Origin of the sequence: Paenibacillus lignilyticus, from assembly GCF_017942085.1 — a bacterium.
Classification (GTDB): Bacteria; Bacillota; Bacilli; order Paenibacillales; family Paenibacillaceae; genus Paenibacillus_Z; species Paenibacillus_Z lignilyticus.
The window spans coordinates 417,310-439,347 of the sequence record NZ_JAGKSP010000003.1; the positions used below are offsets into that span (position 1 = coordinate 417,310).

Sequence of the window (22,038 nt, forward strand, 5' to 3'; positions counted from 1 at the left end):
CATTCACACCTCTGTTTCAAGTAATAAAATAAAAAAATCCTGATCACAAAAACATGTATGCGAAATACACATTTTTGTAATCAGGATTTTACGGCTCCTGGTAGAGACCCTCAAACCATATTATTGAGGTTATACAGCTTGGTATCAAATTGCCGTAATTGTACAACATACGTCAACCTAAATTCAAGTATGTGCGCATTTAAATACGGATAAGAAGTGAAGCGCTGCGCTTCACTTCTTATCCGAATGGTTTCGCGCGGTTCGTTAATGCCCCATCATCATAGCGGCATCTGCTCCCGCTTCATCTCCGGCCGTTACTTTATCTTCATCCTTCAATCTTGGTTTTCGCAGAATGAGCGAAAGAAGGACACCTGCCGTTGCAATGCATGCCGACAGGAAGAACGTATCTCCATACCCCGCTACAACGGCCGCAAGTGGATTTGCCCCTTGCTCGGCGCTAGCCGTATGGGAAGTAATTTGCGAAGTCAGATACCCGGTAAGGCCGGCAACCGCGAAGGATACTACAACTTGCTGCGCAGCTGTGGTAAGCGGGGTGACCCGGCTGACCAAACGCCGGGGCGCCGAGTTCAAAACATGTGTATTCAATGGCATCATGGAGAATCCCATCCCGAGTCCCATCATGCAGATGGATACTATTATTAGCCACAGACTGGTATTCACCGATACGGTGGATAAAATAAACAACGCAGCGGAAACGACAGCCAAACCGCAGAATGCAAGCGGTCTAGCCCCGATCTTATCAAATAATCGCCCGCTGATCGGCATCCCAATACCTGCGCAAATCGCTTGCGGCATTAGGATCCAGCCGGTCTCTAATGCTGTGTAATGTTTTACGCTTTGCAGATATAGCGGAACAATCAACATAGCGCCAAACAACGCGAGCTGCACGATCCAAGTCAGAATAATCCCCCGTGTAAAGTCCGACGATTTGAATACTTTCAGCTCCAGCAGCGGCTGCTCCTGTCTGAGTTCCACGAAAATAAACACAAGTAATGCGATCCCGCCAACGGTTAGCCCTGTAATGGTAGCTGTTGAAGACCAGCTTGTCCCCCCTTCGCTCACGCCGAAGGCAAGCATCGTAAAGGCAATCGGAGCAAGGAACATGCCGATCACATCCAGATGAGGCGCTTGATGGCGATCGGATTTCGGCAAATATTTGACGCCAAGAAAGAATGCAACGATGCCAATGGGCAAATTGATAATAAAGATCCAATGCCAGCTGACCGAATCCACCAGCCACCCTGACAAGACAGGACCAAATGCCGGCGCCATCAGCATCGGAATGCCTAATACGCCCATAATTGATCCGCGTCGTTCGGGCGGCGCAAGCTTAAATACCATCGCCATCCCTATTGGAGATACCATACCTCCGCCGACGCCTTGAATAACACGGTAAATGATCAGTTGTTCCGGTGTCTGAGCAATACCGCATAAGAGCGAACCAATCGTAAACAAGGTAATCGTCAGAAGAAAAATCTGCTTAGAGCCGAATTTATCCGTCAGCCAGCCTGCAAGCGGAATGACAGCGGATAAAGCAAGTGTATAACCGGTAACCGTCCACTGAATGGTCTTCAGATCCGTATCGAAATAATCCACCAGATGGGGAATGGCATTATTGACCACCGTACTGTCGAGAATAACCATAATCATACCTACGATAATGGCCATTAGCGGCGCAATGATGGTTTTCAGTGAGAAATCATCGTCTTTATTCGGTAAAGGTTGTGATGGTGTTCTTGCAGACATGTGCGATCCACTCCTTTCTACTGCTGTTGATTAGGTTCCCCCCTTGACCTGCAATTATAATTGGTGAACGGAACAGTTGTATCTGCCATCCATGCATGATTACGGATGTTTTTACGCAACTAAAAAGAAGCGAAGCTTATTAAGCTTCACTTCTTAGCGGCACAGCCATTCTACTATCGCACCGGCACAACCCGATACACGTTGCTCTTCCCGACATGTTGTCTAATCCGCGTGGCCACTCGCGATATTTTCACCACATCCGTCTTCCCTGCCGCATTTTTCGTTACGGTTAACCGCAATATGGTTCCTCGCAGTCTAGCGGTATGCTGAGGCAGCTCGGTAGATACGAAGTTCCCCAGGGAAGAGGCCGCTACCCGGTTTCTGAGTTGTCCGTCGATGTCCTTCATCTTCGTCATTTTAATGGGATGAAGCACATGGGGATGGGCTCCCAGCACCACATTCACGCCATTTCTAAATAACAGCTGCATGAGCCGGATCTGGCTCCGGTCGGGGTAAGATCGAAATTCTTTCCCGAAATGAAGACAGGCAATGATCAAGTCGGTTTTGCGTTTTAAGCTGCGCACGTCCGCTATCATCTTTTTTCGATGAAGCCGGTTGACCATCCACGCTTGCGGCACCGCGATCCCATTCGTTCCTTTCGTATAAGCCAAAATGCCGATCCGAATTCCTTTAACGTTCACAATCAGCTTCCTGCGGGCTTCTTGAGCAGAACGACTTGTGCCCGTATGCCGAAGACCATGGCGATCAAGGACGCTAAGCGTCCGCTTCAGACCGGAGACGTTGCCGTCCATGCAGTGGTTATTGGCTGTACCTAATACATTGAAGCCTAAGTTTCGAAGCGTAGCCGCGAATGGATCCGGGGAGCTGAACAGCAGTTTGCCGCGTGCCGGGCGGAACTTAGAACCGGAGAAGGTCGTCTCCAGATTGCCTATCGTGAAATGGGCATTGCGCAGATAGGGTTTCACTTTGGCAAAAATCGGAGCGAATCCGCCTTCTCGCTGAGCCGATGCGATCATCTTCTTCTTCATCAACAAATCCCCGACTGCCGCAATGGTGATTCTCATCCTTCACCCACTCCTCTCGCGTTATACCACGTTATTCGGTGGACAAGTGATCTGCTAGCAAGTTGGGCCATCTGTGCGTCTAATCGAACAAAAAATAATCCGCGGAAAACCGCGGATTACTTGCTTTGCTCACTATCTGGTTTCTCTATGCAGCGTGACCTTCTTATGCGTCGGGCAATATTTGCGAAGCTCCAGACGCTGCGGATTGTTTTTCTTGCTTTTGGTCGTCATGTAGTTGCGTGTTCCGCATTCCGTACATGCCATCGTAATCGTTACGCGCATGATTATATCACCTTCCTCTATCCATAAGTTATGAATGAAGGCGTCTGGGTGACAATCATAAGTTAACGAAAAAACCTGCCTTTAGGCAGGTCATTATAGTGTTATGGGTCCCACTCTTTTGTTGCATTTATTGCCATATTCCACCTCAGGAGACGGTCATGGCCGTATCTTACGCATGGAGTGTTGCATGGACCGCCGTAAGTAAAAAAGAGCCAAGCACTTCAAGCTGCTTAGCTCTTCCCTGCCACCCTAACCTGTCGGACCGTCTGCGAACAATACGCGCAGCTCTTCCAGCCTCGCCAGCATATGTTTAAGCTCAATCGCCAGAAACTCTTCGTTAGCAGTTTCAAACGCTGTTTTCAGCTTCGTTAAACTCTCCGTTGCCTCCGGAAGCAGCCTGAATGCTTCTTCCGCATGTTTGTAAAAGGGATGGACTTGGACCGCCTGCGGATCTGTCATCGATGTTCACTCCTTGCACGTATGTAGGTAGTCTATACTCTACCATTGCGCAAGCCATTTTGCAAAATCCTGACAGTTTAGCTTCCTCTATAAGTGCTGTATCCGCCTGGCGCGACCAGCAGCGGGATATGATAGTCGGAGCTCGAATCCTCGACAATGAATCGAACGGGCACTAGATTTAAAAACCGGATATCGCCGCCAAAATAGCCCCCAACATCAAACACAAGCTCGTACTCGCCGCTATGCAATTCCCCTCGACCCAGCAAGGGCGTATCCACGCGGCCATCCGCGTTAGTTTGTACTTCCTTGATCAGCTGCGGCGGTCTGCCAAGCGAGGAATGAACCCACAGCTGAATCTTCATCCCGGCGGCCGGCTTTCCTTGCGACGTGTCCAGAACATGCGTGGTCAATTGTCCCATCATGGCGACACGACCGATTTTTCGGAAATTTGAGCAGCCATCGCCTTTTGAAAATCAGCACTCTCCAGATCCGCTCTGGTCAGCGAGAACCCTTGAAACCCAAACGGCGGCCTCGGCTCCGTATATACACCGGCTCCCGTGGCCGAATCACGATCGACGATCGTTTCCCAAGTACGGTTGTTGGATTCGAAGCTAACCTCCTCCAATTGCAGGAATCTGGATAATAGCTGCAAGCCAATTTGACAAACCAAATATTGAATGGACGGGGACTGGATCGAGTGGAACACGTGCTGAGCCAGATCACGCACTTGCTCCGCAGCTACGTACGCACCGCTGCTCCCATCTATAGCATCCGTCACCTTCGAATACCGCCAATTGATGTTCAAGAAAATAAATAAAGGGCGATCATAGCTTTCGGGCAGCGTCGTATAGTCATCGCGAATGAAGCCGTAGAACGAGCTCCCGCTCACTTTAATAAGCTGCAAATCCGCAATGCCGCTGGCATGGCTGACAACGACGGCTCCGGCATCAGCCCCTCGTTTCATCCCCAGGGAAGCATGGGCATGCTCGTTGTGAGACCGGCGAAACACCAAACCGCTCTCGTTAAATCCTCCATCACCGCCGACCTGAATGGACTGGAACGGAATGCGATCTGCAGTCATTTCAACGTCCGTAATGTGCGGGTATTGAGCGAGGAAGGCTTCAGCAACATACGCCAGGAAACCTTCCGTCGTACTGCCATCGTAAGCGGCAGCATGCCTTAGAATGAAATTTTTCATCGAGTCGGTGGCCACGACATGCGTGTTATCCCCTTCACTGAACGAGCTTAGCAGCACTTCGCTGCTGACCGAGAACGTCACATTATGCGCAAAAATAATATTCGTTTCGCCACAATAGGGTGATTCCGGAATCGGCGTTACAGCAAGCGGAGCCGCATACGTTCGATAGGTAAGCACGTCGCCTTTGCCATAATAAAGCGTCCGTCCATCCCGAAGCTTCATCATGCATCATCCTTTCACCTCAAGACTATTCTTCAATCAAATCAATCAGGCGAAGCTGCGTAATTCGCTGAATTTCCAGCAGCGCCTGTCTTCGTTCCTGCACGGCGGAATGCTGCAGACGTTGCTGCATGGCTGCCAGCAGATCCGCTTTCGTTCGCCCGCGTACCGCCATAATAAAGGGAAATCCGAATTGCGCCGCGTAAGCTGCATTGAGCTGTGCAAATCGCTTAAACTCGTCCGGGGACAGCTCATGCAGCCCTGCCCCTTGCTGCTCAGCAGAGGAATAGGACGTCATGGTCATTCGAGTTGCCAAATCCGGATGTGCGCGAAACAGTTCGGTCACCTGTTCTTCAGGCGCCTGCCGCACGACGGCCAACATCGCTTCATGAAGCTCGTTCACGGAATGAAAAGGCCTTGCTTCCCAAGCTTTCTCCGCCACCCAAGGCGAGCGCTCAAATACCCCTCCGATTTGGCCGACGAACATCTCCTTACTGAGCGTATTCAGCTGCCATAAACTTATGCTCATGTCCAATACCCCGCATGTACGGCTGCAGTCTCCGCATCGATTTCCGGGAATGGCCCAATCACTTCGATCGGTTTGCGACCGCAGGCAAAGACGTCCCTGCATGGCAGATTCAACGTTAAATTCCGTTCATCGTCGCCGGTCAGTTCCGAAAGCCTGCTCTCCGACATGCCATATACGACGGTGCCCACATTCCCCCAATAGATCGCTCCCGCGCACATGGCACAGGGCTCAACGGACGTGTACAAAGTGAACTGCCAGAGCTGCTGCTTGGAGAACGTTCGGGAGGCATTCACCATTAAGGTTGTCTCCGCATGACCGGCGCAGCTGCCCGTGGTCACCTCCACATTGCCCTGCTCCAGAACGATGGCGCCTGACGGATCGACCAAGATCGCGCCAAAAGGCGTATTGCCCGATGCTAATGCCTGCTTGGACACTTCAATGCTTTTGCGCAAATAATACAAATGCCGCTCCTTCTCGTTCACGGTTGATCCCCCCTTTGTTCAATGAGCCGATGCACCGCGCGAATGATGCCTCCATAGCCCGTACACCGGCATAAGTTGCCGGACAATGCCTCTTCGACCTCTTCAAGCGTTGGATTGGGTTGTTCTTGCAGCAATGCCGCCACCGAAACGATCATGCCGGGCGTGCAATACCCGCATTGATAGCCGCCTTCTTCCAGAAAGGCTTGTTGGACCGGATGCAGTCCTTCGCCGGCTATGCCTTCAATTGTCGTAATGGCCTTCCCGTTACACTGATAGGCCATCGTCAGACAGGCATTGGCTGCTTTGCCGTCCACCAATACCATGCAGGCGCCGCAGCGCCCGATTTCGCAGGCTATCTTAGTACCGGTGAGCTCCAGATCCTCGCGAATAATCGCTAACAGTCGTTTACTTTCGGGAACGTTCAACCGGACTTCTTCGCCATTGACGGTACAGTTAAGCGGAGAAGGCGACCAATGCCGAAGCTCGAATTCGTTTTTCATAGCTCCTTCACCGCCTTCACCGGGAAAGTTGGCCGTTCCAGCAGCTCAAGCGGATCGATCGGGAGCTTATTCAGACGCCTTCCGGTTGCATCATGTATCGCCGCCAGAATGGCGGGAGCCACGCCAACCGAACCGATTTCGCCAACGCCTCGCGGTCCGTAATCATCGCCTTCCGGCAGTTCCTCGATCGCCTCAACATGGACCATTCCGTTCGCATCCTTGATTGTCGGGATGAAGTAACTGTCGAGATTACCCGTCATGTAGCGACCTTCTTCCATGAGCGCTTCTTCGGTCAGCGTATAGCCGAGCGCCATGATGCTCCCGCCTTCAATTTGTCCCAAGTACCCTTGCGGATTAATGACCGGTCCCGCCGCAACGGCATGATACTGTTCCAGAACGTGGACGCGTCCTGTCAGCGTATTGACTTCCACCTTCGCGACTACCGCAGCGAACGTATACAAATAATGGGCTCCTGTCCTCGGGAACGTCGTGGCAGGAAACGCGAACTTCGTCTCGGCGCGGATCTCTCGTCCGGCGCCGTCAGCCAGCGCTTTGTAACGGAGCAGCAATTCACCGCTGCCATTGCCGTCACCTGCTCCGCCCTTGCTCCATATCCCTCCTGCGCCAACACTGAGCTTCTCTTCGGGAAGCGCCAACAGTTCAGCCGCTGCGCCAAGCAGCCCGCTTATAAAAGGAGGCTTCAACTGCTGCAGCGACTTCCACATCATCGTTGTCGCCCTGGAAGCGGTCGTCGAGCCGCTGTCCGGCACCGCATCGGTGTCGCCGATAATGAGGCGCAGATCGGACGGTGCGAAGCCGAACTGCTCCAGCAGCATCAGCTCCAGGGAAGCGAGCAGCCCCTGTCCGCATTCCTCGTAACCGAACTGCGCTTCTATGATGCCGTCTCGGGCAAGCACCAACCTGCCGCCCGCAGGGTCGGGAATACCGGCGCCAAGCCCTGCCCCATGCATGATGAAAGCCGCTCCGATGCCGGTATGAAGCCAGGGTTGAGTCGGAGCGGACGGCCTCGACTGTTGCTTTTCCTGCCACAAGGGTGAAGCCGCGACCGCATCCCATACTTGCCGCGCACCATCCGTTGGTGCAATCGGATGCCCGAACGGCCCCGGATCATCCATTCTGCGCATATTGTGCAGCCGGAACGCCCAAGGCTCCATGCCGCACGTCTCTGCCAGTCGATCCATCTGGCCTTCCAGCGCGAATATCGCCTGATTGCCGCCGAAACCGCGAAACTCGCCGGACATGCCGTTGTTCGTGTAGACGGAGACGCTTCGCACATCGAGCGTTCCATATCGGTAAGGCCCGATCACATGCTCGGTGGCAAAATGAAGCACTTCCGCCCCAAGCGTCGCGTAAGGCCCGGTATCCGCAGTTATTGATACTTGATGAGCCAGAATGCTGCCATTGCCGTCAGTGCCCGTTTTCATCGTAATCGTCATCGGATGCCGTTTAAGTCCGGCTCGCACGGACTCTTGCCTGGAATTGTGAATCTTAACCGGCCGATTCGTCTTCAGGGCCAGCAACGCGCCGTACGGCTGAACGTTCAGCTCATCCTTGCCGCCGAAGGAACCGCCGATCGGACTGGACAAGATACGGATGGCTGTCTCCGGCATCGCCGTAATACGCGATAGCTGCAAGCGATCCATGAAGCCATGCTGGGTCGGGGAGTGAACGGTCAAGCGTCCATCCGCTTCCGGAACGAACAAGCCGCCTTCCGTTTCCATATACGCATGCATTTGTCGAGGCGAGATGTAGGTCTCCTCCACGATGTGGACGCAGCCCTCGAAGCCTGCCCCGATATCGCCGTGAGCAAATTCGGTTTCGTGCAAAATATTCCCCTTGGCATGCAGCTTCACCGCATCTGCCGCCATCGCCTTTGAAGGACTGTCCATGATCGGCAGCTCTTCATAATCGACCTCGATTAGCGCCAATGCCTGCTCCGCTTGTTCAGCCGTCTCCGCGGCAACGCAAGCTACCGCATCACCGACATAGCGAACTCTATCCCAGCACAGCACGGGTTGATCTTGAACCGCAATGCCGTACCCGTTCAAACCCGGGACATCCATATGCGTCAGCACCGCATGAACGCCCGGCAGCTGCTTCGCTTTATCGGTACGAATGGCCAGTATGCGCGCATGGGGATAGCGGCTGCGAAGCACGCGTCCAATCAGCATGCCCGGCGCAGTCCGATCCGTGAGATACGCAAGCTTGCCCGTCACTTTATCAGGACCATCGGGCCTGACTCGCCACCTCTCCTTGCCGGTGCTTCGGTTAAGCAGCATGATCATCACCCTCCCGTATCGGCTGAAGTTATGTCCTCAACTACTCGCTCGAAGCAGTCCTTCCTGCATGCTGGAATTGCTGCCACAATAACGCTGAGAGAAGCCCCGCGGCTGTTCGTTTGCGGTATGCCGCAGAAACGAAGGAATCTCCTTTGGGCTGCGCTTCCAGCACAACTTGCTCATACAGCTTCTCCATCAGCTCTGCGCTCATGATGGAATTGAGCAGCAGCTTCTCCGCGCCGTAAAGCCGATGCGGAATCATTTGTCCTCCGCCTACGGCCATTCGTATTCGGCCGATCGCCCCGCTGCCACGATCCATGGCAATGGAATAAGCTACCGTCACGACGGACGGGGTGAATGCCTCGCGCCTGCCAATTTTCTGATAGACTTCCAATCTCCGCATCAGCGGGTTCGCATCCGGCAGCTGCAGTTTTACTTGAGTCAGTATTCGTCCCTGGGGAGTCGCCGAATCAATCCCGCTTTCAAGCCACTGAACAAGAGGTTCGCGCTGCGCGCCGCGTCCATCCTGCCAGAGCAGCTCCGCGTCGCTGACGATCAGTGCCGGCAGAATATCGCCGGTCTTGCAAGCGATATTGCCTCCGATGGTTGCGGCATTGCGTATCGAAGGTGCGGCGATCGTGGTCACGGCATCTACGACGCCCTTGTAATGCTCCCCCAGAAACGGATCTCGCCGAAGCGTGGTTAAGGTGGATAAAGCGCCAATCTTCATTTCTTTCGAGCTGACGGAGATCCCTTTCATGCCGGGGATGCTGCTAAGATCGATCAGATGCCGAGGTTTGGCCGCCCCGTTCTCCCATTGTACGGAGAGCCAAGTGCCGCCGGCGATAAATGCCGCCTCATCGCCGAAGCTCTGTTTCAATCGCCAAGCTTCCGCCGCATCCAGCGGATGCCAGACCGAAGGAGCAGGATGGAAACTCTCATTGCCGGTAATGCTCATCGTTCGATCACCTCCTTACCCAAACGGACAATCGGTTCAGAATCGTTGTTCCCGATAATAAGGCATGCCGAGCGCTTCGGGCGCGCCGGACGGTCTGTTGCGGTTACGCCAGCCTAAAGCCATGAGGACGAGAATGGTGACCAGATACGGGATCATTTTCAGAAAATAAGAGGGGATTTCAACGCCAATGAGCTGCAGCCTAAAGCCGATCGTACTGAGCAAACCGAAGAAGTACGCGCACAATAACGCACGAATGGGGTTCCATCTGGCAAAAATAATAAGCGCGACGGCGATCCAGCCACGTCCTGCCGTCATCCCCTCCGTCCAGGTCGGGGTATAGACGAGCAGCAGGTCTGCGCCGGCGATACCGATCAGCATCGAGCCCGCGATTACACAGCCATAGCGGAACGCATAGACACGGATACCCATGACGTCCGCTGTCGCAGGACTGTCGCCCATCGCGCGCAGATGCAAGCCCCACGACGTATGATAGATGAACAGATGCATCGCGATAACTAGCAGGAAACTCAGCCAAGTAAACAAATCCAACCGAGCAAAAATATCGCCGGCAACAGGCACTTGTGCAAGCCAGTTCATTCGTATTGTTGGAACGGCATGCGCGATCGGAATACCGCTTATGCTTTTGCCAAGATAAGCGCTCAGACCTGAGCCGAATAATGTCAGCGCAAGTCCGGTTACAATTTGGTTCGTTCGCAGCGATATAGTGAAAACCGCATGCAGCAAGCCGAGAATCGCGCTAATTCCGATGACGGCGAGCAAGGTGAATGTGAGATTTTCGGTATGCAAATAGGTCAACCCCGCCATCACGGCGCCGAGCAGCATCAACCCTTCCGCGCCAAGCTGAATGATGCCGGAGCGTTCAATGAGAATCCCTCCAAGCGCTGCAATCAAGAGCGGCGTACCGGAAGAGATGGCGACCTGTATGAGCTGGATCATGGTTTCCATAAGCCCGACACTCCCCGTTACACGTTTCGGCGCAATCGCAAGCGGCCAATGAAGCCGCCGGCAATGAGGAAAAATAAGATTGCGCCTTGCAGCATATTCGAAATCGATGACGGCAAACCGATCGTTTGAACACTGTAGCCGCCGACGATCAATCCGCCGAACAAGACGGAAGATACAACTAAGCCAATCGGGTTCAGCTTTGCCAGCCAAGCGACGATTATAGCCGTATACCCATAACCCGGAGAGATTCCATACATCAATCGATGCGTAACGCCCGATACCTCGCTCATTCCGGCAATACCGGCTAAACCGCCGCTAATCAGCATGACAAGCAGAATATGCTTACTAAGCGGCATTCCCGCGTGCTTGGCTGCTTCCGGGTTGGCGCCTATGACTCGAAGCTCATACCCCCATTTCGTATACCTAATCGTAATGGCATACAATGCCGCTGCGACGAGTCCGATTATTAGGCCGGCATGGAGTCGTGTGCTGCCGAGTACGGGCAAGGATTGTGCGGCGGTGAATACAGGCGTTCCGGGGAAGTTGAAGCCTTCCGGGTCTCGCCAAGGGCCGAAGACAACGTAATCCAGCGCCAGCAGCGCGACGTAATTCAGCATCAATGAAGTAATCAGCTCGTTGACTCGGAAATAAATACGGGGCAAAGCGGTGAGTAAACCCCATAGTCCGCCGGCTAGAATGCCGAATAGGGCCATTAGCGGGATGGAAAAGTACATCGGCAATGAAGGAAAATAAATGGTGACCGCGGTTGCTGCAATCGCGCCTGCGGCAAATTGCCCTTCTGCTCCAATGTTCCAGAACGAGATCCGGTAAGCGATGGATACGCCGATTCCGCATAAGAGGAGCGGTATCGCTTTAACAAGCGTTTCCGAGAGGCCGTACGAGCTGCCAAACGCACCGGTCACCATCTTCTTATATACGATGAGCGGGTTCATCCCATTCATGGCAATGAAGATGCCGCACACGATCAGCGCCAGGATCATGGAGATAAGGACGACCCACCAAGGATTCCGGGCGGAATCGGCTCCCGGTAACAATACGAGCCGGAGAGGGAACCTCCGTTTCGCTTCAACCTGCTGCGGCAGCGGATGACCGGCAACGGGGTGGTCATTCATACCACTTCCTCCCCTCCGCCTTTCTCATCTCGAACCCCTGCCATATAGAGACCGATTTGCTCCCGCGTGGCTTCCTCCCGTTTCAGCTCGCCGACAATCGCCCCTCGGCTAATGACGAGAATTCGGTCCGACAGACGAAGCACTTCATCGAGGTCCTCCGAGATCAGCAGAACGCTTCCGCCCGAATGACGCAGCCGGAACAACAGCTGATGCACGCTGTTTGCGGCCCCGACATCCAAGCCTTGTGTAGGATGAACCGCAATCATCAGCTTGGGCGACTGATGAATCTCGCGTGCGAGCAGCAGCTTCTGTTGATTGCCGCCGGAAAGCTGACTGACAGGCGTTGTTACGGAAGGCGTTCTTACATCGAATTGCTCGATAAGCTGCTGTGACCAAGCCAAATTGCGTTTCATTCGCAGAAATCCAAGTCTCGTCCGCGCTCCGGAACGATATGACTTCAGTAACAGATTGTCCGTAGCCCCCAAGCTCCCGGCCAATCCGCTGCGCATCCGGTTCTCGGGAATATGCGCAATACCCGCTTCGATGAAGTCTCGCACTGTAGCCGAACGCATATCCTTCCCCGCGAAACGGATGGAGCCGCGGCTCGGAGAGCGAAGTCCTGCCAGCACTTCGGCCAGCTCCTTCTGTCCATTGCCGGCGACACCGGCGATGCCGACGATTTCACCTTGGAATACGTGAAGCGACAGCCCTTTACACGCCACGCGGCCATGATCGGCCATCACTTCCAGCTCTTGCGCGGAGAGCAGCAGCTCCCCGCGCGGAGTACCAGCTGGAAGATGCGGCAGCTCGACGATCGCTTTACCAACCATCAGCCTCGCTAAATCGCGTTCATTCGTTTCGCTCGTGTCCATCGTTACAACCATCTTGCCTTTTCGCATAACCGAGATTCGATCCGAAGCCCGCATCACTTCACCCAACTTATGCGTCGTCATAATGACCGTCTTGCCTTCTTTCTTCATCGCTTCGAGCGTCTGAAAGAGGAAATCCGCCTCACCGGGCGTTAAGACGGAGGTCGGCTCATCCAGGACGATGAATTCCGCCCCCCGGTACAAGGTTTTCATAATTTCTACGCGCTGCTGCTCACCAACGGAGAGCTGCCAGATCGGACGGTCAACATGGATCGCTAGACCGAATCGCGTCGCAATGGCTTCTATCTCTTCCTGCTTCTTCTTCATCCATCCGGCACCTCGCCAGATGGAGGACTGCTCTCCGAGCACAATGTTCTCCGCGGCCGTCAGCGTCGGAACAAGACGGAAGTTCTGAAAAACCATGCCGACACCTTGCTTCATCGCATCCTTCGGCGAACGAATTCTCACCTGTTCGCCTCGCAGATAGATGGCGCCGTCCGTCGGCTGGTACACGCCTGAGAGCATGCACATCAGCGTGCTCTTGCCAGCACCGTTCTCACCAAGCAGTGCATGAATCTCGCCCGCTCTCGCCCGAAAGTCCACCTCGTCGCTTGCGATCACACTTCCGAAGCGTTTCACAATGCCTCGCATTTCAACAGAGAAACTTCCCTGCATGACGAAACGCCTCCTGACGATCGGATTACTTCGGAATCGTGCCAACGACCCCTTTGACGAACCAATCCATTTTCAAAATCGTGTCCAAACTCATCGTTTCGCCGGCTTTCAGCTTCTCCGCACCGCTTGCATCCACAATCGGACCGGTAAACACTTGCAGGGAGCCGTCCAGAACCTTCGCCTTCGCATCCTCAACCAGCTTCTTCACGTCATCCGGTACTTTCGCGCCAAGCGGCGCCAGATCGACCATCCCGTCTGCCATCGAGCCCATGAATTGTTCGTTTTTCCACGTTCCGTCCTGCACGGCTTTCACGATGCTTGTATAATACGGTCCCCAGTTCCATACCGGGTTGGTCAAATACGCATCCGGCGCATATTTGCTCATATCCGAGTCGTTGCCGCCTGCGAACGCACCGCGCTCGGCCGCCGCTTGCACGGTAGCAGGAGAATCTTGATAAGCCATTAATACATCGGCGCCTTTATCCAGCAGACTGATAGCCGCTTGCCGCTCCGTATTCGGGTCAAACCATGTGTTGGACCACACGACGTCTATCTTTATGTCCGGGTTGACGCTTTGTGCGCCTAATGCAAACGCGTTGATATTATAAATAACTTCCGGAATCGGAAATGCGCCTACATAACCGAGATGATTTTTCTTCGTTACCTTTCCAGCCGCAATGCCGGCTAAGTAGCTGGCTTCGAAGTTTTTCCCGAAATAAGTACCCATGTTGTCAGCTGTTTTGTAACCAGCCGTATGTTCGAAGATGACCTTCGGAAATTTCTTCGCCACGTTCAAGGTGTAATCCATATAACCGAAGCTTGTTGTGAAAATAATATCGTGGTTCTGCGCCAGCTCTGTGATGATGCGCTCCGCATCCGCGCTCTCCGGCACGTTCTCTACCGTGTCGGCTTTGATGCCTGTCTGTTCTTCCATATACTTACGCCCTTGATCATGCTGAAACGTCCAGCCGCCGTCACCAGGCGGTCCGATGTAAACGAACGCGACACGAGGAGCTTTAGCTGCTGAGTCCGTTTCCGTGGTGGTCGTGTTCGTGCTTGTCGCCGTGCTTGAATCCGTATCTTCTGCCTTAGCCGCGTTAGTAGAGGTTGATGTCGTATCTTCGTTGTTTGTGCCGCTGCAGCCGGTCAGCACCATGACAAATGCAAGCATGGCCGTCAAACCAAACGTCATTGCCCGGTTACGAAGTTTCATACCGTTCCTCCCCAAACCTTATCTATATTCATCCCGGGTTCTGCCTGGGACGTAATTCCACTATAAGTCGGCGTCATGAATACGTCAACTTATATTACATTAACATAACTCGCATGTTACTTCGCTTTCGATTGCATTTGGGACCAGATCAGCCTCGCCTTCTCCAGTTGATCCTTAGTATCTACATCAATGAACGCCCATTCCGCCGCATAACGGACTACTCTCCCCCGATATTTCGGAGATTTCAGCAGCTTCCTCGCTCCGGCGTCGCCTTCAAGTTCACACAGCTGCGGGAACATCGATTTGTTAAAAATCACCGGTGGACCCGCGACGTCCCCATATCCGCTGGCCACGTAATCCACTGTCGGATCCTCTTGATACACGGACACAAGACGCTTAAGCAGCGTCGCATTCACAAAGGGCTGATCTGCCAGCGCAATTAACACGGCATCCGGATTTTCCGGCAACAGCCCTTGAATGCCGCTTCGGATGGAATGCGACATCCCGCATTGCGCTTCTTTGCAAGGCGTAATCCGATACTTAGGCAGCAACCCAATCCGTTCCTTGCGGTCGTACAGCCATAAGAGGGGATCATCCGGCCGCACGACGACGGTCAACGGGTGGAATCCGCAGCTGCGCAGCTCCTGCAACCCCCGGCTCCCCATCGTGATACCAGGGGCTAATTCCAGCGATAGCTTCGCTTCCCCCATTCGTTTGCTTGAGCCAGCAGCGAGATAGATACTGCCTATTTTCATCCCGGTTTCGCCTCCTCTTTACTTGTTTGCACAGCATGCCGCGCAGCGGCGCGTACCGCAATCAATTGCGCGGCCGCACTGACAGCAATTTCCTGCGGACCTTCCGCACTGATCGGCAGCCCCATCGGCGCATATACATTCGTACTTCGATCCAACCCTTCAAGCAGCTGAGCCACTCTCGACCTCGAACCCAGCAGCCCAATATAGCGCAGCCCCACAGGAATCGCCCGACTAAGCATCTCGCGATCATGCCGCAATTGATGGCTGCACACGATCAGATAGTCCTTGATTCCGAGCTGAAGCTTATCGATCAACTCTTGAGGAGTCCCCATGACAAACGCCACGTTAGTACTAAGGTTGGCGAGATAACGCCCCCTCTCGCCTTCCATGTCGCGTTCACGCCAATCGGCTATGACAACGCGAAATCCAATATCCCCGGCTATCTTGGCTATTGCAGCCGCATCCTGCCCATCCCCGAACAGAATCAGCCTCGGCTTCGGCGGCCAAATGCAGATGAGACTTCCCTCTCGCCGTTCGGCATCCGTTATGTTCGGACCGTTCACGACATCGCCGTCGACAACCAAACCTTCCTCATCCATGAGCTTATAATCGATTCCCGAGCCGCCCCATTTTCGGCAGAGTGCAATCGTTTGCTCGAATTGCATACGCCGATCCGCTTCTCGGAGCAATCGCAGCAACCCATCGCGGACAGCCTCCATGAGGACGGTTATCTCGCCGCCGCAGCCAACCGTTTCTCCCCATATAGCATCTTCTTCGGATCTGAGATTGTAGCTCACCATGACCGGAAACCCGCTTTCCAGCACTTCTCCCACTCTCGCTTGCAGATCTTCTTCCAAGCAGCCCGGACTTAAACTCCCGACCCTCCTGCCGCTTGCGTAAATCAGCATTGCCGCTCCTTCTTTGCGATAAGAGTGACCGCTTACTCGAATAATCGTAGCCAGAACAGCCGGTACTTCACTTCGATGATCCGCTGCCAGTTCGACCAATATCGGAGTCATATCCACCGCCGCCACCTCCCAAACCTTACATGCAGGTATCACGAAAGGAAACACCAACGATTTTTAAATGTCATGTTACATAACATATTATGATGCTCTATGAAAATATTCAAGAGCATAATGTAATGTTAATTTACATATTGTATGCCAAAAAAACCTTCTCGCTGCACGTCCCAGACGTTGCGGCAAGAAGGTTTTATAGGGCTTATTCGATTGTCATTGCATGTAATTGTTCGATGGATAGGATGTTGTCGAGTTCGACTGCGAGGCAAGCGAGCTCTTCACTTGCGCCATCGCCTGCTGGATTTTCTGCTGAATGAGCTGAATTTGACGTTTCTGCGCATCCATTTGCATTTGCAGCTGATTCTCGGCAAGCTTCAGCTCGCGCTCAATATTGTACAACTCTTGAACGACCTGTTGAACCTGCTGTGATTTCGGGTCCAGCCCCGCGTTGCGCAGCGCCTGCTGCGCCTGAAGCTGCTCTTGCTGCTGTCTTTGCTTGATCTGCTCTTGGAACTGCTCGTAGCTAAGCTGTTGACTGTTTAGGTTCGATTGACCTTGCATCTCCATAATGAGCCTCCTATTGCGGTTTCCTAATTCCGCTATAGATTGCCCCTACCAAGAGCTGATTATGTCATTTCGTACCAATCAGCGCTTCACTCCTCCGTCACGGGCGATGAGCTCCTCCAACAACTCATTGGAAATGGGTTGTTTGCCGTAGCGCACCCGTTGATAAGCCGCAAGGAGCGGATTCGTTTCAACAGCACCGATACCTTTGCTCAGCGACTGCACATCTGCATTGATTTCATTCGGCGTCAGATGCGGCTTAAATGAATACCCCTTCTTCACGAAGCTGCCCACCCAGCGGCGATATAAGTACCGAACACGCGCTTCGTTATCCGCAAGATCCTTCCACTTGAGCTTCTGCTCTTTGGCACGATTACGCCATGAAGTGAACCGGTTGCCGGTACTTCGTATCCGTTCGACTTCATCGACATAACCGCTGGTCGTCCGAGCAGCATCCCTGCGGAACAGCTGTGCAAGTTTACTGCGAAGCTGTTTCAACCACTCTGGCAGCTCTTTCAGCTTGCGAAGGAGCAGCCAGAGTACGAATCCAACCATTATCGCCGCGATACCGTACAGGATAATCTCAACCCACAGCGGCAGCCCCTTCGATGCACCGTCGATCGGCGGCATTTCAGGCAACTGCTGCGTCTCTGCCCCGCTTGAAGGCGGAGCGGACTCTTTCCCGCTTCCGCTTAACAATCCGCCCAGCAGATCCTTGACCCCGCGTCCGAGCGCCCCGAATACAGCCTGCAGCTGATAGCTGAGTACAATCAGAACGGATACCGCTGCGGCAACGCCGACGAAGAGCCGATTATGTCTGCGCACGGTATAGTCTACGACCGGTTTGGCATCTCCGGACAATGTTTCTCGGCTAACCGTACTGCGATTCGTCTGATAAAGCGTAATTCCGAGCGTAAGCAATCCTGCAATCAAATAGAAGGTATGGTATGCACCGAAACCATCCTTAAATTGGTACACGACCGATCCGGCAAAATAAAACGACGTCCCCATCACATACGTTCGCGGCAGATGACGCAATAACGGATGTGTCACCGCGTAAGCCGAACCCCGAAACAGCGCGGCCGTCAAATACAGAAACGGAACTATCGCGTCAACCGTCAAACCAAACAGGAAGAAGCAGCATGCGGCCGCTAAGATCGCAGCAAGTACGCCTCTGCCAAACGAATGCGCAAACTTCACCAGTAAATTAAGTCCGCAACCGGCCACATATCCTGCGAGCAGCAGAAGCATCATAGCAGGCAAAGGTACGCCAAATTGCGGTTTCCATACATAAACAGCGAGGTAGATCGGCATGAACAATAATAATTCGATCAAGCCTGATAAGAGTAACGAGAAGATAGCTTGAAGCACGTTCCCTTTTGCATTCGAAGCACTCATCCGGCAGCAACCTCCACTCCCGCAATCGGCAGCCAATCTACCGAATGGCCATCCCCGCGAAGCTTCGCCATTTCCCGTTCGATAGGGTCACTCATGAAAGCTGAAATAATGACGACATCGCAGCGTTCCTCCCACTCGGAGCTAAGCTGCTGAACCATCGCATCGAAAGGCTGTGTACGCACAATAACAAGCTTCGCGAGCTGACCGTATAAATGCGTCAAATGCTCGCTTCCGCTTCCTCGTTCTACCTTCATGACCGATTCCGGATGATCAAGCTCATGGCCGTTGCTCGCAAAGGCCGTTTCAACGCCTTGTTCGGTCGCATATTGCAGAATCGCAGCCGCATAGCGGATGCCTTCTTCTATGAGAGCCGGGTGATTGACCGCTTCCCACATCCCGGCATGATCCTCAACATTTAGCAGAACGATTAGCCGGTAATCTGCGGTGTAGTCGCGGCGGTGTACCTGCATCGCACCGGTTCGCGCGGTCGCGCTCCAATTGATCATTTTGAAAGAATCGCCCGGACGGTATTCCCGAACTCCGCTGATGTAGAAGGGATCTTCCACAATCCATCTGCGCACCGCGATATCCCCTTGCCAGCTCCGAGAAGGAAGCTGGATCAGCGAACGATCGGCAGGCTGCGGGTACACGAGCAGTTCCACTTCAAGCGGCACTGACCGCCACGAGCTGAACATCCCGAACAGATCGCCAAACGTCAGTGAAGCGCTGGTCAGCCGGTAACAGCCCCTCGACGCGGCCAGAACCGTATGGCGGCGTTTTAATTGCTTGTTGCCCATAAGGCTGAACAAGCTGCGATGATTTTGATAAAATTGCCCGTGGCTGACCGCGAAATTGGTATCGCTTTCGAATTTCAATCCGGTGTGCAGCAAGGATTCAACACGAAGCCACGGCACAGGCACTAATTTACGATTCACTAACCGCTCCACCATCTCGATGCGGTCACCCTCAAAGCAAGTCGCCACGCTGAACGTGCGTGAGTACGTCACGCCTTTCATTCCGAAGTAGCGGAAAACATAACGCTGCACCAAGATAACAAAAAGTGCGCTTAGAATATACCAATGAATGCCCATGCTTCATCTCCCTCCACGGCCGACTTCTTAAGCCCGGCCGACAAGCGGCGAGTCCGCAGGCACCGCTACGGTTGCAAGAATGCTGCCGACGACCTGCTCCGCCGCTTCAGGACGCATCCGCTGCACACTTCTCAGCGCGATACGGTGAGCCAGCACAGGCACCGCCATGGCCTTCACATCATCCGGCAGAACATAGTCTCTGCCCTTGATTGCCGCATGCGCTTGGCAGGCACGCAGCAGCGCCTGACTGCTCCGCGGACTGGCGCCGAGCGCCGCATCCGGATGTACCCGGGTCGCTTCTACGATCGCAAGCATATAGCCGAGCAGCTCCTCGCTGACTTGTACGCTCGTAAACAGCTTCTTGGCCGCTTCAATCTCTTCCGCGCCGATAACCGGCTCCAGCTGCTCCAGCGGACTGTCCGCCATGAAACGTTTCATGATGGAGATGCCTTCCTCCGTTGTCGGGTAGCCCATCTTAATCTTAAACAGGAAACGGTCAAGCTGCGCCTCCGGCAGCGGGAACGTTCCCTGCTGCTCGATCGGATTCTGCGTCGCAATAACGAGAAACGGACGACCGAGCGTATGGGTCGTACCGTCGATGCTCACCTGGCGCTCCTCCATACACTCCAGCAAGCTGGACTGCGTGCGCGGCGTCGCTCGGTTAATCTCATCCGCCAGCACGATGTTTGCGAAGAGAGGACCCGGCCGAAATTCGAATTCCGCGATTTTCTGATTATAGAAGTGTATGCCTGTCAGGTCGGACGGGAGCAAATCCGGCGTAAACTGGATTCGTTTGAAAGCGCCGTCAATTGATTTGGCAAGTGCTTTGGCGAGCAGCGTCTTCCCTGTCCCCGGTACATCTTCCAGCAGCACATGGCCGGATGTTAGAATGGCGATAATTAATTTGTCGACGATATCTTCTTTTCCTACGATGACTTTACTGACATTGGAACGAATTCGATCTGCCGTTTGACTGATTTTACTTAAACTCATCCTGCGTGCTCCTCTCGTTTCCAGCGAATGGAAGTACATCCTCTCAAGTATACCCCCATTCTACCGGACAGGCTAGACCCGATTGAACGACTGCTAGCGAAGCTCCGAGAGCCCTCTCATGTAGGGGCGAAGTACGGGCGGGATATAAACCGAGCCATCCTGGCGCTGATGGTTCTCCAGCAGCGGAATTAGAATTCGCGGCGTGGCGACCATCGTATTGTTCAACGTATAAGCAAATTGCGGTTTGCCGTTCTGATCCAAATAGCGGATATTCGAGCGCCGCGCCTGAAAATCAAGCAAAAGCGAAGCCGAATGCGTCTCCCCATAGCTGCCGCGGCTCGGCATCCATGTCTCGATGTCGTACTGCTTATAATTCTTCTGCGACATATCGCCGGCGCACACCGCAACCACTCGATACGGAAGCTCGAGCAGCTGCAGCAGCTCTTCGCTCGTTGCCGTCATATGTTCCAGCAGCGATAACGCCAGCGATAGATCAGCCTCACACAAGACAACCTGCTCGACTTTCGCAAATTGATGAACCCTATAGAGACCCTGTACGTCGCGCCCCGCCGACCCGACCTCGCTGCGATAGCAAGGACTGACAGCCCCAAGCCGCTTCGGCTTAGCGAGATCCACGAGCTCTCCGCTGTAGAACGAGATGAGCGGCACCTCCGACGTCCCGATCAACCACTTATCCTCGCCTTGAATGCCGAAGGTCTGATCCCGATTAGCCGGAAAATACCCCGACGACACGAGCGTTTCCTCCTTCACCATCACGGGCACATCCATCAGCTCATATCCTTTATCCATCAGCATGTCGAGCGCCAGCTGTTGGACGGCCCTATGCAATTGAAGCCCGTAATTGGCCAGCACATATTGCCGAGTACCGCCGATCTTGACCCCGCGCGCAAAATCCACCATGCCCAGTCGTTGCCCGATCTCCACATGGCTCTGCGGCGTGAAAGTCGCAAAATCGGGAATGTCTCCCAATCGGCGTATTTCAACGTTATCCTCATCACCGGCCCCGAGCGGCGTGTCTGCCGAAGTGAGATTAGGGACGCGAAGCATCAGATCCTCGTAGCGGAACATCGTCTGCCGATACTGTGCCTCTGCTTGCTTAAGCTGCTGAAGCAGCTCCGATGTTTCGAGTTTCAAAGGTGCTGCTTCTTCCTTGCGGCCTTCGAGCATCAGCTGCTCAATCGCTTTCGAGCGTCGGTTTCTCTCCGCACGAAGCGTTTCCGTGAGTTGAAGCAGCCCCCGCCGGCGGTCATCGACCTCGAGGAGCTCTTCAATCGATATCGAAATCTTTTTCGAATTTGCGGCTTGTTGATATGCTTTCGCTTGCTCTCTGATCACGGTGATGTTTAACATGGTTTGCACTCCCTTTGTTTTGTTTAGTCGATGGAGACAAACAAAAATACGCGTTCCTTTTGTCCCATAACAATGGGACGAAGAACGCGCTCGCGGTGCCACCCAAATTAGCCAATCGCATGATCGACTCTCTCAGATCCGCAGATAACGGTGCGGTGCCGGAATGCTTGGAGAGCCTGGAACGGCAACAGTATTGCCGTCAAACTCTG

General features: G+C 53.7%; 22 protein-coding genes and 1 riboswitch. All 22 genes read right to left on the bottom strand.

Translation table 11 applies throughout. The features are described from left to right. Nucleotides 1-57: 57 nt before the first annotated feature. A riboswitch (purine riboswitch) is annotated at nt 58-157 on the bottom strand. Between the two features lie 107 nt (nt 158-264). Next, the gene (locus tag I8J30_RS11470) at nt 265-1,767 is read right to left on the bottom strand and encodes an MDR family MFS transporter (RefSeq protein ID WP_210658314.1); all 1,503 of its coding nucleotides are present in this window, start codon (nt 1,765-1,767) and stop codon (nt 265-267) included. A gap of 173 nt (nt 1,768-1,940) precedes the next feature. After that, entirely contained in the window at nt 1,941-2,852 is a 912-nt protein-coding gene (locus tag I8J30_RS11475; protein WP_210658316.1) for a CapA family protein, read from the bottom strand. Nucleotides 2,853-2,984: 132 nt separating this feature from the next. Then, nucleotides 2,985-3,134 carry a 50S ribosomal protein L33 gene (rpmG, locus tag I8J30_RS11480; protein ID WP_091215886.1) on the bottom strand — a complete coding sequence of 50 codons (150 nt, stop codon included), beginning with the start codon at nt 3,132-3,134 and terminating at the stop codon, nt 2,985-2,987. Between the two features lie 249 nt (nt 3,135-3,383). After that, nucleotides 3,384-3,593: a hypothetical protein gene (locus I8J30_RS11485; protein WP_210658318.1), complete on the bottom strand. Its 210-nt coding sequence runs from the start codon at nt 3,591-3,593 to the stop codon at nt 3,384-3,386. A 77-nt stretch (nt 3,594-3,670) separates the two neighbouring features. After that, nucleotides 3,671-4,015, bottom strand: coding sequence for a hydroxyisourate hydrolase (gene uraH / locus I8J30_RS11490; RefSeq protein WP_210658320.1), 345 nt, complete (start codon nt 4,013-4,015; stop codon nt 3,671-3,673). Continuing rightward, nucleotides 4,012-5,016: a factor-independent urate hydroxylase gene (gene pucL / locus I8J30_RS11495; RefSeq protein WP_210658322.1), complete on the bottom strand. Its 1,005-nt coding sequence runs from the start codon at nt 5,014-5,016 to the stop codon at nt 4,012-4,014. The genes uraH and pucL overlap by 4 nt, the downstream gene beginning before the upstream one ends. A 22-nt stretch (nt 5,017-5,038) precedes the next feature. Continuing rightward, nucleotides 5,039-5,539, bottom strand: a complete 501-nt coding sequence (uraD, locus tag I8J30_RS11500) for a 2-oxo-4-hydroxy-4-carboxy-5-ureidoimidazoline decarboxylase (protein WP_210658324.1) — start codon at nt 5,537-5,539, stop codon at nt 5,039-5,041. Then, a complete protein-coding gene (locus tag I8J30_RS11505) occupies nt 5,536-6,021 on the bottom strand; it encodes a nucleoside deaminase (RefSeq protein ID WP_210658326.1) in 486 nt (161 codons plus the stop codon). The genes uraD and I8J30_RS11505 overlap by 4 nt, the downstream gene beginning before the upstream one ends. Continuing rightward, nucleotides 6,018-6,521 carry a (2Fe-2S)-binding protein gene (locus I8J30_RS11510; RefSeq protein ID WP_210658328.1) on the bottom strand — a complete coding sequence of 168 codons (504 nt, stop codon included), beginning with the start codon at nt 6,519-6,521 and terminating at the stop codon, nt 6,018-6,020. The genes I8J30_RS11505 and I8J30_RS11510 overlap by 4 nt, the downstream gene beginning before the upstream one ends. Next, nucleotides 6,518-8,821 carry a xanthine dehydrogenase subunit D gene (pucD, locus tag I8J30_RS11515; RefSeq protein ID WP_210658329.1) on the bottom strand — a complete coding sequence of 768 codons (2,304 nt, stop codon included), beginning with the start codon at nt 8,819-8,821 and terminating at the stop codon, nt 6,518-6,520. Before pucD ends, I8J30_RS11510 begins: the two co-directional genes overlap by 4 nt. 40 nt (nt 8,822-8,861) lie before the next feature. Then, nucleotides 8,862-9,779: an FAD binding domain-containing protein gene (locus I8J30_RS11520; RefSeq protein ID WP_210658331.1), complete on the bottom strand. Its 918-nt coding sequence runs from the start codon at nt 9,777-9,779 to the stop codon at nt 8,862-8,864. 36 nt (nt 9,780-9,815) lie between these two features. Continuing rightward, nucleotides 9,816-10,745, bottom strand: a complete 930-nt coding sequence (locus I8J30_RS11525) for an ABC transporter permease (protein ID WP_210658333.1) — start codon at nt 10,743-10,745, stop codon at nt 9,816-9,818. Nucleotides 10,746-10,762: 17 nt separating this feature from the next. Further along, nucleotides 10,763-11,878, bottom strand: a complete 1,116-nt coding sequence (locus tag I8J30_RS11530; RefSeq protein ID WP_210658335.1) for an ABC transporter permease — start codon at nt 11,876-11,878, stop codon at nt 10,763-10,765. Further along, the gene (locus tag I8J30_RS11535) at nt 11,875-13,422 is read right to left on the bottom strand and encodes an ABC transporter ATP-binding protein (protein WP_210658337.1); all 1,548 of its coding nucleotides are present in this window, start codon (nt 13,420-13,422) and stop codon (nt 11,875-11,877) included. Before I8J30_RS11535 ends, I8J30_RS11530 begins: the two co-directional genes overlap by 4 nt. Before the next feature lie 25 nt (nt 13,423-13,447). Next, a complete protein-coding gene (locus tag I8J30_RS11540) occupies nt 13,448-14,635 on the bottom strand; it encodes a BMP family ABC transporter substrate-binding protein (RefSeq protein ID WP_210658339.1) in 1,188 nt (395 codons plus the stop codon). 116 nt (nt 14,636-14,751) lie between these two features. Next, nucleotides 14,752-15,390, bottom strand: coding sequence for a nucleotidyltransferase family protein (locus tag I8J30_RS11545; protein ID WP_210658341.1), 639 nt, complete (start codon nt 15,388-15,390; stop codon nt 14,752-14,754). Further along, entirely contained in the window at nt 15,387-16,409 is a 1,023-nt protein-coding gene (locus I8J30_RS11550; RefSeq protein ID WP_240548060.1) for an XdhC family protein, read from the bottom strand. The genes I8J30_RS11545 and I8J30_RS11550 overlap by 4 nt, the downstream gene beginning before the upstream one ends. Before the next feature lie 216 nt (nt 16,410-16,625). Beyond that, nucleotides 16,626-16,979, bottom strand: a complete 354-nt coding sequence (locus I8J30_RS11555) for a hypothetical protein (protein WP_210658344.1) — start codon at nt 16,977-16,979, stop codon at nt 16,626-16,628. Nucleotides 16,980-17,057: 78 nt separating this feature from the next. Then, the gene (locus I8J30_RS11560) at nt 17,058-18,374 is read right to left on the bottom strand and encodes a DUF4129 domain-containing protein (protein ID WP_210658346.1); all 1,317 of its coding nucleotides are present in this window, start codon (nt 18,372-18,374) and stop codon (nt 17,058-17,060) included. Next, the gene (locus I8J30_RS11565; RefSeq protein ID WP_210658348.1) at nt 18,371-19,465 is read right to left on the bottom strand and encodes a DUF58 domain-containing protein; all 1,095 of its coding nucleotides are present in this window, start codon (nt 19,463-19,465) and stop codon (nt 18,371-18,373) included. The genes I8J30_RS11560 and I8J30_RS11565 overlap by 4 nt, the downstream gene beginning before the upstream one ends. 27 nt (nt 19,466-19,492) lie before the next feature. Beyond that, nucleotides 19,493-20,458, bottom strand: coding sequence for an AAA family ATPase (locus I8J30_RS11570; RefSeq protein WP_210658349.1), 966 nt, complete (start codon nt 20,456-20,458; stop codon nt 19,493-19,495). A gap of 93 nt (nt 20,459-20,551) precedes the next feature. Continuing rightward, entirely contained in the window at nt 20,552-21,829 is a 1,278-nt protein-coding gene (gene serS, locus I8J30_RS11575; protein WP_210658351.1) for a serine--tRNA ligase, read from the bottom strand. Nucleotides 21,830-22,038 lie beyond the last annotated feature (209 nt).